General features: G+C 71.9%; 16 protein-coding genes. 7 read left to right on the forward strand and 9 right to left on the reverse strand.

The window, feature by feature from the left end:
• Both JNK30_RS16830 and JNK30_RS16835 read left to right on the forward strand, forming a co-directional pair.
• Window positions 1–738 (forward strand): nucleotide sugar dehydrogenase (locus JNK30_RS16830; protein WP_293483925.1); only part of this gene is annotated, 738 nt, incomplete at its 5' end.
• A 94-nt stretch (window positions 739–832) separates the two neighbouring features.
• Complete coding sequence (locus JNK30_RS16835; protein WP_293483926.1) at window positions 833–1,345, forward strand: DUF6886 family protein; 513 nt, start codon at window positions 833–835, stop codon at window positions 1,343–1,345.
• Here the strand turns inward: JNK30_RS16835 and JNK30_RS16840 are convergent.
• Together JNK30_RS16840 and glmM are read right to left on the reverse strand one after the other, a co-directional pair.
• On the reverse strand, window positions 1,342–1,503 hold the full coding sequence (locus tag JNK30_RS16840; protein ID WP_293483928.1) for a hypothetical protein: 162 nt from the start codon (window positions 1,501–1,503) through the stop codon (window positions 1,342–1,344). The two genes, JNK30_RS16835 and JNK30_RS16840, sit on opposite strands and share 4 nt — an antisense overlap.
• A 119-nt stretch (window positions 1,504–1,622) precedes the next feature.
• Window positions 1,623–2,975, reverse strand: a complete 1,353-nt coding sequence (gene glmM / locus JNK30_RS16845) for a phosphoglucosamine mutase (protein WP_293483929.1) — start codon at window positions 2,973–2,975, stop codon at window positions 1,623–1,625.
• A gap of 132 nt (window positions 2,976–3,107) precedes the next feature.
• On the opposite strand from glmM, the gene glmS reads away from it, so the two are divergent.
• The gene (gene glmS / locus JNK30_RS16850) at window positions 3,108–4,928 is read left to right on the forward strand and encodes a glutamine--fructose-6-phosphate transaminase (isomerizing) (RefSeq protein WP_293483931.1); all 1,821 of its coding nucleotides are present in this window, start codon (window positions 3,108–3,110) and stop codon (window positions 4,926–4,928) included.
• A gap of 94 nt (window positions 4,929–5,022) precedes the next feature.
• Here the strand turns inward: glmS and JNK30_RS16855 are convergent, their stop codons facing one another.
• Window positions 5,023–5,271, reverse strand: a complete 249-nt coding sequence (locus tag JNK30_RS16855; RefSeq protein WP_293483932.1) for a hypothetical protein — start codon at window positions 5,269–5,271, stop codon at window positions 5,023–5,025.
• 158 nt (window positions 5,272–5,429) lie between these two features.
• Between JNK30_RS16855 and JNK30_RS16860 the strand changes: the two genes are divergently transcribed.
• Together JNK30_RS16860 and JNK30_RS16865 are read left to right on the forward strand one after the other, a co-directional pair.
• Window positions 5,430–6,299 carry a UTP--glucose-1-phosphate uridylyltransferase gene (locus tag JNK30_RS16860; protein WP_293483933.1) on the forward strand — a complete coding sequence of 290 codons (870 nt, stop codon included), beginning with the start codon at window positions 5,430–5,432 and terminating at the stop codon, window positions 6,297–6,299.
• Between the two features lie 26 nt (window positions 6,300–6,325).
• Window positions 6,326–7,189: an SDR family oxidoreductase gene (locus tag JNK30_RS16865; protein ID WP_293483935.1), complete on the forward strand. Its 864-nt coding sequence runs from the start codon at window positions 6,326–6,328 to the stop codon at window positions 7,187–7,189.
• 64 nt (window positions 7,190–7,253) lie between these two features.
• On the opposite strand, the gene JNK30_RS16870 is transcribed toward JNK30_RS16865, so the two are convergent.
• From JNK30_RS16870 to JNK30_RS16880, 3 genes are read right to left on the reverse strand one after another with little or no spacing between them, the layout of a single operon-like run.
• Window positions 7,254–8,300 (reverse strand): quinone-dependent dihydroorotate dehydrogenase, encoded by a 1,047-nt coding sequence (locus tag JNK30_RS16870; RefSeq protein ID WP_293483936.1) that lies wholly within the window; start codon window positions 8,298–8,300, stop codon window positions 7,254–7,256.
• On the reverse strand, window positions 8,297–8,635 hold the full coding sequence (locus JNK30_RS16875; protein WP_293483938.1) for a DUF952 domain-containing protein: 339 nt from the start codon (window positions 8,633–8,635) through the stop codon (window positions 8,297–8,299). The genes JNK30_RS16870 and JNK30_RS16875 overlap by 4 nt, the downstream gene beginning before the upstream one ends.
• Window positions 8,632–9,129: a histidine phosphatase family protein gene (locus JNK30_RS16880; protein ID WP_293483940.1), complete on the reverse strand. Its 498-nt coding sequence runs from the start codon at window positions 9,127–9,129 to the stop codon at window positions 8,632–8,634. The genes JNK30_RS16875 and JNK30_RS16880 overlap by 4 nt, the downstream gene beginning before the upstream one ends.
• 101 nt (window positions 9,130–9,230) lie before the next feature.
• Between JNK30_RS16880 and JNK30_RS16885 the strand changes: the two genes are divergently transcribed.
• Window positions 9,231–10,388, forward strand: a complete 1,158-nt coding sequence (locus JNK30_RS16885; RefSeq protein ID WP_293483941.1) for a homoserine O-acetyltransferase — start codon at window positions 9,231–9,233, stop codon at window positions 10,386–10,388.
• A 1-nt stretch (window position 10,389) separates the two neighbouring features.
• On the forward strand, window positions 10,390–11,088 hold the full coding sequence (metW, locus tag JNK30_RS16890) for a methionine biosynthesis protein MetW (RefSeq protein ID WP_293483943.1): 699 nt from the start codon (window positions 10,390–10,392) through the stop codon (window positions 11,086–11,088).
• Window positions 11,089–11,297: 209 nt separating this feature from the next.
• Here the strand turns inward: metW and JNK30_RS16895 are convergent, their stop codons facing one another.
• Genes JNK30_RS16895 through JNK30_RS16905 form a run of 3 tightly spaced genes read right to left on the reverse strand, consistent with a single transcriptional unit; the run spans window position 11,298 to window position 13,216 of the window.
• Window positions 11,298–12,050: a hypothetical protein gene (locus tag JNK30_RS16895; protein ID WP_293483945.1), complete on the reverse strand. Its 753-nt coding sequence runs from the start codon at window positions 12,048–12,050 to the stop codon at window positions 11,298–11,300.
• A gap of 17 nt (window positions 12,051–12,067) precedes the next feature.
• Window positions 12,068–12,412, reverse strand: a complete 345-nt coding sequence (locus JNK30_RS16900; RefSeq protein WP_293483947.1) for a P-II family nitrogen regulator — start codon at window positions 12,410–12,412, stop codon at window positions 12,068–12,070.
• A 45-nt stretch (window positions 12,413–12,457) separates the two neighbouring features.
• Complete coding sequence (locus JNK30_RS16905) at window positions 12,458–13,216, reverse strand: class I SAM-dependent methyltransferase (protein ID WP_293483949.1); 759 nt, start codon at window positions 13,214–13,216, stop codon at window positions 12,458–12,460.
• Between the last annotated feature and the right edge of the window lie 32 nt (window positions 13,217–13,248).

The raw sequence follows: 13,248 nt of genomic DNA on the forward strand, positions 1-13,248 counted from the left end.
CTGTACCTGAACGAGACCCCGATCCTCTTCACCAGCCGCCGGACCAGCGAGCTGATCAAGTACGCCGCCAACGCCTTCCTGGCGCTGAAGATCACCTACATCAACGAGATGGCCGACCTCTGCGAGGCGGTGGGCGCCGACGTGCAGCAGGTGGCGCGCGGCATCGGCCTGGACGGCCGCATCGGCGGCAAGTTCCTGAACGCGGGTCCCGGATACGGCGGCTCGTGCTTCCCGAAGGACACGATCGCCCTGGTGCGCACGGCGCGCGACGCCGGCGCGCCCGTGGAGCTGGTCGAGACCACCATCAAGGTGAACGACGAGCGCAAGCGCGCCATGGCCCGCAAGGTCATCAAGGCCCTCGACGGCGACGTGAAGGGCAAGACCGTCGGCGTCCTGGGCCTGACGTTCAAGCCGAACACGGACGACATGCGCGACGCCCCGTCGCTGTCGATCATCCCGGCGCTGCAGGACAAGGGCGCCCGGGTGCAGGCCTTCGACCCCGAGGGCCACGAGGCCGAGAAGCTGCTGACGGGCGTGGACTTCAAGACCGACCCCTACGCCGTGGCCGAAGGCGCGGACGCCCTGGTCATCATCACCGAGTGGGACCAGTTCCGGGCGCTCGACCTGGACCGCATCAAGCTGCTGATGAAGCAGCCGGTGCTGATCGACCTGCGCAACATCTACAAGCCCGCCGACATGAAGGCGCGCGGGTTCAGCTACTCCAGCGTCGGCCGGTAGGGCGCCCCGAACCGTCGCGCCGCCGGTCGGGGACCCCATTGGGTCCGGCCGGGCCGGATGATATCCGGCGGGCTCACAGCCCGGCGGAGGCGGCGTGAGACTGTTCCACGTCAGCGAGGACTTCACGATCGGCCGCTTCGACCCGCGGCCGTCGCCGTCCACCAACACGACCCTCGGGACCTGCGTGTGGTCGATCTGCGAGGCGCACCTTCCCAACTACCTGCTGCCGCGGGACTGTCCGCGCGTCTGCTTCCGCCGCGGGCCGCAGACGACGGCCGAGGACGCCGAGCGGTTCCTGGGCGGCGCGACGCAGGTGGTGGCGTTTCCCGTCGAGTGGCTGGCGACCGTGAGGACGACCCGGCTCGCGCTCTACGAACTGCCGCCGGAGACGTTCGTCGAGGCCGACGCCGAGGCCGGCTACTGGATCTCACGCGAGGCGGTCGAACCCCTGGGCGTGTCGGCGGTCGACGACGTGCTCGCCGCCCTGGCGCGCTCCGGAGCGGAGGTGCGCATCGTGCAGGACGTCTGGCCGCTTCGGGATGCGGTGGTGGGATCGAGCCTGCGGTTCTCGATCATCCGGTATCGGAACGCCAAGCCGCGGGCCTAGAACCCGGCGCCGGCCATCCGAAGGAAGTTTTCCGCGATCCACGCGGCGCCCGCCCAGAAGGCCGCGCCCAGAACCGCCACGAAAGCGAGGCAGGCCACGGAGCGGACGGGCCGCTCAGCCTGCCGCGCGACGCCCGAAAGGGCGAGATCGCGCCGCATGTACTCCTCCCAAACCGTCTTCTGTCGCCGCCCCCGGGTCGAGCCGGGGGCATTGTGTCGAGACTGACACAGCAGATACGGTTTGGCGACCCCCTTTGGTTGCGGCCGCGCTAACCCTGTCAGGCGGCGGCGCGCTTCACGGCGCCGGCGATCTCCTTGACGAGCTGGCTGACCAGCTTCTCGTCGTCGCCCTCGGCCATGATCCGGATCAGGGGCTCGGTGCCCGAAGGGCGGATGACCAGCCGGCCCGAGCCGTTCAGCCGCTGCTCGGCCTCGGCCACCACCTGCTTGACCGCGGCGTCCTCCAGCGGCTTGCCGCCGGCGAAGCGCACGTTCTCCAGCTTCTGAGGCACGGGGTCGAACTGTCGGGCGAGCTCGCTCATCCGCTTCTTGCCGGCCTTCAGCACCGCCAGCACCTGCAGCGCCGCCAGCAGGCCGTCGCCGGTGGTGGAGAAGTCCGACAGGATCAGGTGCCCGGACTGCTCTCCGCCGACGTTGAAGTCGCCCTGGCGCATGCGGGCCATGACATAGCGGTCGCCCACCTGCGTGCGCTCCAGCTTCAGCCCGCGCGCGCCCAGGAACCGTTCCAGGCCGAGGTTCGACATCACGGTGGCGACGACCCCCCCGCCGCGCAGGATCTGGCGCGCGGCCCATTCGCCCGCGATCAGGGCCATGATCTGGTCGCCGTCGACGACCTGGCCTTTCTCGTCGCAGATCACCAGCCGGTCGGCGTCGCCGTCCAGCGCGATGCCGATGTCGGCCCGGTACTCCTTCACCGCCTTCTGCATGGCGGCCGGCGACGTCGAGCCGCACTCCTGGTTGATGTTGAAGCCGTTGGGGCTCACGCCTACCGGAATCACCTCGGCGCCCAGTTCGTAGAGCGCGGCGGGCGCGACCTTGTAGGCGGCGCCGTTGGCGCAATCGATCACGATCCGCATGCCGGCGAGGTTCAGGCCGCGGGGGAAGGTCGCCTTGGCGATCTCGATGTAGCGGGCCTGGGAGTCGTCGATCCGCTGCACCCGGCCCAGCGCGTCGGGCGGGCACAGGTTCTGCTGCAGGCCCTCGTCCATGCGGGCCTCGATCTCGAGCTCCTGCTCGTCCGAGAGCTTGTAGCCGTCGGGGCCGAACAGCTTGATGCCGTTGTCCGAGAACGCGTTGTGCGAGGCCGAGATCATCACGCCCAGGTCGGCCCGCAGGCTGCGGGTCATCATCGCCACGCCGGGCGTCGGCAGCGGCCCGAAAAGGCGCACGTCCATGCCCACCGAGGTGAACCCCGCCACCAGCGCCGGCTCGATCATGTACCCCGAAAGCCGCGTGTCCTTGCCGATCACCACCAGGTGGCGCCGGTCGTCCTTCGACATGAACAGCTTGCCGGCCGCCATGCCGACGCGCAGGGCCACCTCCGCCGTCATGGGATGGCGGTTGGCCTCGCCGCGGATGCCGTCGGTGCCGAAATAGGCGCGCTTGCTCATGGGGATGGCTCGTGGAGACCGGAAACGTTCCGCAACAGACTTTTAGTGGGTCAGACCTTAGCTGATGCTAAAGCGCCGCGGGACCGGCGACCCCTCGGGATTCGCCTCTATCACAAAGGACGCTTGGGCCACATGTGCGGCATCATCGGCATCGTCGGGACCCGGCCCGTCCAGGATCGGCTGATCGAGAGCCTCAAGCGGCTGGAGTACCGGGGCTACGATTCGGCCGGGATCGCCGGCGTGGTGGACGGCCGGCTCGTCCGCCGCCGGGCCGAAGGCAAGATCCGCGCGCTCGAGGAGGTGCTCGCCGCCGAGCCGCTGACCGCGACGGTGGGCATCGGCCACACCCGCTGGGCGACCCATGGCGCGCCGTCCGTCCGGAACGCGCACCCCCACGCCCAGGGCCGCGTGACCCTGGTGCACAACGGCATCATCGAGAACTTCGCCGAGCTGCGGGATCGCCTCCGTGAGGCCGGCCACGCGTTCGAGAGCGACACCGACACCGAGGTCATCGCCGCCCTCCTCGACAGCGAGCTCGCCACCGGCCGCGCGCCGCTCGAGGCGCTGAAGGCGACACTGGACCAGCTGACCGGCGCCTACGCCCTGGCCGTGCTCGTGGAGGGCCACGACGGCCTCATCATGGGCGCCCGGCGCGGCAGCCCGCTGGTGGTGGGCTACGGCGACGGCGAGATGTTCCTGGGCTCGGACGCCCTGGCGGTGGGCCCGTTCACGAACCGGGTCTGCTACCTCGACGAGGGTGACTTCGTCGCGATCGACCACCGCGAGGCCCGCATCTTCGACGCCGCCGGCAAGCCCGCCAAGCGGCCGATCAAGACCGTCGCCGCCTCCGCCGCGCTCGTCGAGAAGGGCAACTACCGCCACTTCATGGAGAAGGAGATCCACGACCAGCCCGAGGGGTGCCAGCGCACCATTTCGGCCTACGTCGACGCGCTGACCGCGACGACCGCCATCCCCGGCGGGATCGGCTTCGCCGCGCTCGAGCGGATCCAGGTCGTGGCCTGCGGCACCAGCTACATCGCGGGCCTGCTGGGCAAGTATCTGATCGAGCAGCTGGCCGACCTGCCGGTGGACGTCGAGATCGCGTCCGAGTTCCGCTACCGCCAGCCGTCGCTGCGCGCCGGATCGCTGGTGATCGCCATGTCGCAGTCGGGCGAGACCGCCGACACCCTGGCGGCGCTGCGGTACTGCCAGGCCCGAGGGATGGCGAGCGCGGCCATCGTCAACGCAACCGAGTCCACCATGGCCCGCGAGGTGGACGTGGTCTGGCCCATCCACTGCGGTCCCGAGATCGGCGTCGCCTCCACCAAGGCCTTCACCGCCCAGGTGGCGGTCCTGACGGCGCTCGCGGTCGCCGCCGCCCGCGCCCGCGGCCGGATCGACGCCGCGGAGGAGCAGCGCTGCGTGAAGGTGTTGCTGGAGGCGCCGCGGCTGATCGCCGAGTCCATCGAGCTCGAGGGCGCGGTCCGCGGCGTCGCCCAGGAGGTCGCCAAGGCCCGCGACGTGCTCTACCTGGGCCGCGGCCCGATGTACCCGCTGGCCCTCGAAGGCGCCCTGAAGCTCAAGGAGATCAGCTACATCCATGCCGAGGGCTACGCCGCCGGCGAGCTGAAGCACGGGCCCATCGCCCTCGTCGACGAGGCGACGCCGATCGTCATCCTTGCGCCGTCCGACAGCTATTTCGAGAAGTCCGCCTCGAACATGAACGAGGTCATGGCCCGCGGCGGCCAGGTGGTGTTCGTCACCGATCCGCAAGGGGCCCAGCACGCGCCGAAGGGCGCCCGGGTGGTCGTGACCGCGCCGCCCTGCGACCCGCTCATCGCCCCCATCGTCTACGCCCCGCCCATCCAGCTGCTGGCCTACCACGTGGCCGTGCTGAAGGGCGCCGACGTGGACCAGCCGCGCAACCTGGCCAAGTCCGTCACGGTGGAATGAGCCGCGCCGGGAGACGCGGCCGAACGCCCAAAGAAAAACGGCCGCCCCATCCGGGACGGCCGTCTTCCAAGCAATCTCTTTCGAAGGAGAAGGCTTACTTCTTCTCGGGCTCGGCGGCCGGCGGAGTCGCGGCCATGGAGCCTTCGGCGGCCGGAGCGGCGGCAGCGTCCGCGGCCGGAGCGGCGGCGGCGTCGGCGGGCGGCGCAGCCGGAGCGGCTTCCGCGGCCGGAGCAGCGGCGGCGTCGGCGGCCGGAGCGGCCGGGGCCTCTTCCTTCTTCTGGCAGGCAGCCAGGCTCAGCGCCAGGACGCCCGCGGCGGCGACGGTCAGAATGCGAAGCTTCATTGAGTTGGCTCCCCTTGGGGGTGAATCCCCGAGCGTCGCCGAGCCTACACAACTTCGTGCGATCTCAAAATCGTGATCCGGCGGGCCTCACGAAAAAACCTCGCGCCCCGGCCGGAGGAACGCTTTAGGGGGTCTTCGACGAATTCTGGAGGACGCGTATGGCGAGGCGGGTGACGAAGGCGGTGCTGCCGGTGGCGGGCCTGGGAACGCGGGTGCTTCCCGGAGCGAAGACCACGCCGAAGAACCTGCTGAACGTCGTCGATCGCCCCATCCTCAGCTACATCGTCGAGGAGGCGCGGGCCGCCGGCATCGAGCACTTCGTGTTCATCGTCGGCCGCGGCCAGGGCGCCATCGAGGACTATTTCGACTCCATCCCCGAAATCGAGCAGGCGCTGCAGGCCAAGGGCAAGCTGGACATCCTCGAGGACGTCCGGCGCGATCTGCCGGAGCCCGGCCAGATGAGCTTCATCCGCCAGATGGCGCCTCTGGGCCTCGGCCACGCGGTCTGGTGCGCGCGCCACGTGGTGGGCGACGAGCCCTTCGCGGTGATGCTGCCCGACATGCTGATGGCGGCGACGCCCCCCGCGCTGAGCCAGGCGGTCGCGGCCTACGAGCAGGTGGGCGGCAACATCGTCGTCGTGGAGCCCGCCCCCGAAGGCGAGGCCCACAAGTACGGCATCGTGGCCCTCGACGGCCAGGACGGCCGCCTGAACCGCATGGTGGGCATGGTGGAGAAGCCGCCGCCCGGGACCGAGCCCTCGAACCTGTTCATCTCGGGCCGCTACATCCTCCAGCCCGACATCTTCGAGATCCTCGAGACCCAGGAGCGCGGCGCGGGCGGCGAGATCCAGCTCACCGACGGCATGGCCAACCTGATGAAGACCCAGGCCTTCCACGCGCTGGAGTACGAGGGGACCACCTACGACTGCGGCGACAAGATCGGTCTGCTGCGCGCCAACGTCGCCTTCGCCCTGGCCCGCCCCGACCTCGCCGACGCGGCCCGCAAGGCGATCGCCGAGCTCTTGTGAGCGGCGACCGCCATCCGCCCTCCGACATGAAGCGCCTGCTGATCTTCGGCTACGGCTTCAGCGGCCGGGCGTTCGCCGGGCGGATGGCGCGGGAGGGCTGGACGACCGCGGCGACCTTCCGAAGGCCCGAGGTCCAGGCCCAGTTGGCCGCCGACGGCGTCGCCGGCGTCGATCTGGCCGACCGTGACGCCCTCACCGAGGCGCTGGCCGACGCCTCCGCCCTTCTGATCACCCCGCCGCCCGGGCCGCAGGGGTGCCCGGCGCTCAACACCCTCGTGGGGCCGCTCGCCGAGGCGGGCGCGTTCCCGGACTGGGTGGGCTACCTCTCCACCACGGGCGTCTACGGCGACCGGCGCGGCCGCTGGGTGACCGAGCGCAGCGCCCTGAGCGCCCAGTCCGTCGAGGGCGCCCGCCGCGTGCGGGCCGAGCGCGACTGGCTGGAGGTCGGCCGCGGCATGGGCCTGACCGTGACGGTGTTCCGCCTGCCCGGCATCTACGGACCGGGCCGCTCGGCGCTGGACCGCGTCCGCGAAGGCCGCGCCCGCCGCATCGCCGCGCCCGGGCAGGTCTTTTCCCGCATCCACGTCGACGACCTGGCGGCCGGCCTGGCGGCCTCGATCGCCCGCCCCCGCGCCGGGGCCGCCTACAACCTCTGCGACGACGAACCGGCCCCGAACAGCGAGGTGATCGCGTTCGCCGCGGGCCTCCTGGGCGTCGAGCCACCGCCGGAGATCCCGCTGGCCGAGGCGGGGCTGTCGCCCGCCGCGATGCGGTTCTACGCCGAGAGCAAGCGGGTCTCGAACGCGCTGGCCAAGGCCGAGCTCGGCTGGCGGCCCGCCTACCCCACCTACCGCGAAGGCCTGCGCGCCATCCTGGCCGGCGGCGGCTAGGCGCGGGCGCGCGCGGATCAGGGGCCCGGAACCTTCGCGGCTTCGACAGCCCCGACGGGCCGGCCTAGCGGGCCCCCACCGCGTCGGCCACGGACCGGAAGCCGTCGGCCTGCAGGAGGGCGGCCAGGTCGCGCTTGATGTGGCGGACGAGGCCGGGGCCCTCGTACGCCAGGGCCGAGTAGAGCTGCACGGCGGCCGCGCCCGCGCGGATCTTGGCGTAGGCGTCGGCGCCCGAGCCGATTCCCCCGGCGCCGATCAGGAGGAAGCGGCCGTCGGCGGCGGCGTGGAACCGCGCCAGCACGGCGGTCGACAGCGCCATGAGCGGCGCGCCGGACAGGCCGCCGGTCTCGTCCCTGTGCCGGGACATCAGGGGCGGCCGGCTGACGGTGGTGTTGGAGACGATGACGCCGGCGAGCCCGTGCGCGGCCACCGTGTCGGCGATGGCGCCGATCTCCTCGTCCTCGAGGTCGGGCGCGACCTTCAGGAACATGGGGACCGCCACGCCCTGCGGGAGGCTGTCGGCGGTGGCGATCAGGCGGCCCAGCAGTTCGTCGAGCGCGGCCCGGGTCTGCAGCGCGCGCAGGCCCGGCGTGTTGGGCGACGAGATGTTGATCGTGAAGTACGAGGCCATGCCCCAGAGCCGGCGCAGGCCTGCGGTGTAGTCGCCCAGGCGGTCCTCGGAGTCCTTGTTCGCCCCCAGGTTCGCGCCGACCACGCCCGCGCCCCGCCGCGCGAGGCGGGCGGCGAAGGCCTCGAGCCCCTCGTTGTTGAACCCCATGCGGTTGATGACCGCCCGGTCCTGCCAGAGCCGGAACAGCCGGGGACGCGGATTGCCGACCTGGGGCCGCGGCGTGACGGTCCCGCATTCGACGAAGCCGAACCCCGCGGCGAGCATCGGGCCGAAGACCTCGGCGTTCTTGTCGAAGCCGGGCGCGAGCCCGATCGGGTTGGGCAGCCGCAGCCCGGCGAGCTCCGTCGCCAGGATCGGCGGGTCGGCCGGCGCGCGCGGGCCGAGCCCCGCCTTCAGCCCCCGGATCGCCAGGCCGTGCGCGTCCTCGGGGTCGAGGCTGCGCATGAGGCGGGTGGCGAAGCCGTGCAGGTCGGCGGTCATGCGAGCGACGGGAGTTGCGGCGCGCCGTCGGCGCCCAGCGGCGCCTCGTGGACACCGCGCACGAGGCTCGCAGGCAGCGCCCCGTAGAGATGTGGAAAGAGGCCGCCGCCGCGGGACGGCTCCCAGCGCAGCGCGTCGCCCAGATCCTCGCCCTCGACCTCGAGCACGACCAGGTCGGCGATCCCGGCGAAGTAACGGCGGGCGGTCTCGCCCGCCTGCCGCGCCGTGGAGAAGTGGATGTAGCCGTCCGCGTGGTCCACCGCAGAACCCTCGAACCGTCCCGCCGCCTCAGCCTGCGCCCACTCGGCGCGGGGCAGGATCTTGTAGATCCTCAATGATGCCGCCCGGGGAAGAACAGCCCGTCGTAGTGCGGGCGGCCGTTGTCGTCGAACAGGAACACCGCCGCCGCGGCCGGCGGGAAGTTGCGCTGGGCGCGGGCGATCAGGGTCTGGGGCGCGCCGCCCTCCTGCAGCAGCTTGATGGTGAGTTCCTGCAGGCCCGGATTGTGGCCGACCACCATCACGATGCCGCGGCCCTCGCGCGCGGTCTGGGCCGACCGGCGGATGGTCACCGAGTCGGCGTGGTAGAGATGCTCCTCGACGCGCGACTGCGCCGAGGGGAACGCCCCCTGCATCGAGGCCCAGGTCTCCCGCGTCCGCGCGGCGGGAGACACCAGCACCAGATCGGGCGAGAAGCCGAGCGACGCCAGATGGGCGCCCATCTCGGCCGACTCCTCCACGCCCCGGGGCGCGAGCCGCCGGTCGAAGTCGTCGCCGCTGTCGGAATCCGGCTCGGCCTTGCCGTGCCGGAAGAGGATCAGCCGATCCATGGACGCTCCCTACCCCGGAGGTTCATAGCCTAGGCGCGGGCCTTCGCAAGCCATTGACACCCCCATTGACACCGTGGGGGGCGCGCGGTCCAAGGCGAGCCATGACGGCGCAGGGCCCGATCCAGGCGGACATCGAGGTGGGCGGCGGGACCTGGCGGTTCCCCGCGAGCCGTCCGCTGCGCCTCGATTCGGGCGCCCAGCTCGCGCCGCTGGAGATCGGCTACAAGACCTACGGCGCCCTGAACGCCGACAGGACCAACGCCGTGCTGGTGTGCCATGCCCTGTCGGGGGACCAACACCTCGCCTCGACCCATCCGATCACCGGCAAGCCCGGGTGGTGGGATCGGTTCGTCGGGCCCGGCAAGCCGCTGGATCCCGAGCGCCACTTCATCATCTGCACGAACGTGGTCGGCGGCTGCATGGGGACCACCGGTCCCGCGTCCATCGACGCCAGGACCGGCCAGCCCTACGGCCTCAGCTTCCCGGTGATCACCATCGCCGACATGGTGCGGGCCCAGGCCATGCTGATCGAGGCGATGGGCATCGAGACCCTCTTCGCCGTGATCGGCGGGTCCATGGGGGGCATGCAGGCGCTCCAGTGGGCCGCGGACTACCCCGAGAAGATCTTCAGCGTGGTCTGCATCGCGGCCGCCGCCCGCCACTCGGCGCAGAACATCGCGTTCCACGAGGTGGGCCGCCAGGCGATCATGGCCGACCCCAACTGGTGCGGCGGGGCCTACCTGGCCGCGGGCGTGCGGCCCGAGAAGGGCCTCGCGGTCGCGCGCATGGCCGCGCACATCACCTACCTCTCGGAGGCGGCGCTGCAGCGGAAGTTCGGCCGCGAGCTGCAGCGCGACGGCCTGTCTTGGGGCTTCGACGCCGACTTCCAGGTGGAAAGCTACCTGCGCCACCAGGGGACCAGCTTCGTCGACCGTTTCGACGCCAACAGCTACCTCTACATCACGCGCGCGCTGGACTACTTCGACCTGGCGGCCGGCTACGGCGGCGTGCTGGCCCAGGCCTTCGTGCGCGCCCGCGACGTGAAGTTCTGCGTGCTCAGCTTCTCGTCCGACTGGCTCTATCCGACGTCGGAAAGCCGCGACATCGTCCGCGCCCTCAACGGCGCCGGTTGCCGCACCAGCTTCGCCGAGATCGAGACCGACAAGGGCCACGACGCCTTCTTCCTGGACGAGCCCCTGCTGGACGCGACCCTGCAGGGCTTCCTCGGCGCCCAGGCGCAGGCGCGGGGCCTTTCCTAGCGTGCGCGAGGATTTCGCCGAGATCCTGAAGCTGGTGCGCCCGAGCGCCCGCGTGCTCGACATCGGCTGCGAGGACGGCGAACTGCTGGAGCTGCTCACCCGCGAGAAGCAGGTGGACGGGCAGGGCCTGGAGATCAGCCCCGAGGGGGTGGCCCACTGCGTGGCCCGCGGCCTGTCGGTCGTGCAGGGCGACGGCGACCGCGACCTGGACCACTTCCCCAGCCGCGGATTCGACTACGCGATCCTCTCGAAGACGCTGCAGCAGATGCGCGACCCCAAGCACGTGCTGTCGGAACTGCTGCGGATCGCCGAGCAAGCGGTGGTCTCCGTGCCGAACTTCGGGCACTGGAAGGTCCGCTGGGCGCTGCTCTCCCGCGGCCGGATGCCCGAGACGGGCGTGCTGCCCGAGCCGTGGTACTCCACGCCGAACATCCACCTGTGCACGCTGCGCGACTTCGTCGGCCTGTGCGACACCCTGGGCCTGCGCATCGACGCCTGCGCCTCGCTGAGCGGCGGCAAGCCGGCCCGGCCGATCGACCCCCGCGCGCCGATCGAGAACTGGCGCGCCGAAACCGCCCTCTTCCTGCTGAGCCGACGGGCCGAACCGTCGACGGGCGCCGCGCCCCCGCAGAACCTCTTCGGCGAGGTGGAGCTGCCCAGGCCCGAAGCGCCGCCCGCGAGGAAGCCCCGGCGGCGCTAGGCGGGGCGGCGGGAGCCGGGCCTGACGCGTGCGGTTCCGAGTGAGGCGCTGTCCTTGCGTCTGTCATCCCGGTTTCCGCGCAGCGGAACACCGGGACCCATAGACTCCGTGGGTCCGGAAAGAACTCGGCGGGCGACGCTCGCGGGCGCCGCCGCCGCCATCGGAGGGTAGGGTCGGTTCGCGGGTGAGGCCGAGCCTCCCGCCGCCCCTCACCGGATGCGGATCGTCTGCGTGCGGCCGTGCTTGAGGATCAGGCGGCGGAGCTGGATGGCGACCGGGCCGCGTGGGGCGGGCGTGACGAGGTACTGGCGGCCGGCGCCGCCGAGGTAGCTGAAGGGGTCGTTCGACATCAGCGTGAGGCGCAGCACCTCGCCCGTGTCCTGGCGCAGGGCGAAGGCCTCGGGATAGTCCACGTTGAAGTCGGCGACGGTGACGCGCACCTGGCCGCCGGCGGGGCGCCGGCCCCAGGTCTTCACGGCGTTGGTCAGGCTGGCGACGATCATCGCCCGCATCTCGGCCTTCAGCGGCGTCTCCGGGTCGAACCTCGGCCCGCAGGCCGCCGGCAGTTCGAGCCGCAGGCGCTCGGTGCGGCCGCCGTAGACGCGCCGGCGGTCACGCTCGTAGGCCGGCTCGCCGCGGAGGAGGTCGATGTTGTAGCCCGAGCGCTGGGTCACCACCGGGCCCGCCGAGCGGCCGACGAGGACGTAGCTGTCGGCCCACTTGGGCGTGCGCGGCACGGCGCGCATGTCCTCGCTCCAGGCGTAGGCCATAGCGCCGGCGAGGCGGACGTCGACGGTCACGGTCTGGCCCAGCCGGGCGTAGGGATCGCCCCACCAGACGCGGCTGAAGCAGACGTGCCGCCTCAGCGCCTCGGCGACCTGGCCGGTGGTGAGGTCGGCGGCCACGGCCGGCGCGCCGCCCACGACCCCCAACAGCAGGACGGCCGCAGCCCACGCCCGCAAGATGGCTCGGAGCGTCGTCAGCCCGCGATCGCCGCGGCGTCCTGCTCGCCCGTGCGGATGCGCAGCGCCCGCTCGAGGTCCAGGACGAAGATCTTGCCGTCGCCGATCTTGTTGGTGTTCGCGGTGGACTGGATGGCCTCCACCACCGCGTCGGCGATGTCGCTCGGCACGGCGATCTCCAGCTTCACCTTGGGCAGCAGCTTCACCTCGTACTCGGCGCCCCGGTACACCTCGGTCTTCCCGCGCTGGCGGCCGTAGCCCCGCACCTCGGTCACGGTGAGGCCCGAGGCGCCCGCCTCGGTCACCGCGTCGAGCACGGCGTCGAGCCGGCTGGGCTTGATGACCGCGATGATCAGCTTCATGCGACCTGGCCTCCGAACCAAGAGCGGGTTTGTCGGACCCTAACGCTAAGGCCTTCGTCGCCGACGCGCCAGCGGTCCTCGCGAGGCCGCGGTCACGCCGGGCGCAGGCAGCAGCACCGGGCGCGGCGCCCGGACGCGGTGACCCTGCGGCTTCACCGCGAACGTCTGCTTGACCGCCTCCATCAGCAGCAGGCCCGCGAAGCCCGGCCAGAGCCGCGATCCCGCCTGCTCGAACCCCTCGGCCCAGCCGGCCATCCACCCCACGGGCGGCACGTACAGCGCGCGGGTCCAGCCCGAGGGCTCCAGATCGGCGTCGCGGAGCAGTTCGGCGAGCTGGCTTCGGGTGTAGGGGCGGCCGTGGCCGAAGGGCGTCTTCTCGGTGTTGGCCCACAGGCCGTTGCGCGAGGCCACCGTGATGATCGCCCGGCCGGACGGCGCGAGCACGCGCCACACCTCGCGCAGGTAGCCGACCGGGTCGGGACTCTCCTCCAGCCCGTGGACCACCAGCACGCGGTCGAACAGCGCGTTCTGGAACGGCAGCGCGTCCTCGGGCGTGAGCGTGGCGAGGTTCGGCGCTTCGGCGGGCCACACCTCCACGCCCTGCTGCGCCGGCATTCCGGCCACCACGCGCCGGGCGGTCGCGCTGAGCGGGCCCACGAACGGCGTCGCATAGCCCAGGGCCAGCAGGTCGAGGCCGTGAGCGTCGCCCCAGGCTTCCAGCAGCTTGCGCTCGACCATGGCGCGCGCGGCCCGGCCGAGATCGGAGGCGTAGAACTGGCGAAGCTCGAGCACGTCGCGACGCATGCGCCCTGGCTAGGCTCGACGGGCGCGCTCGA

Source organism: Phenylobacterium sp., from assembly GCF_016793225.1.
GTDB lineage: Bacteria > Pseudomonadota > Alphaproteobacteria > Caulobacterales > Caulobacteraceae > Phenylobacterium.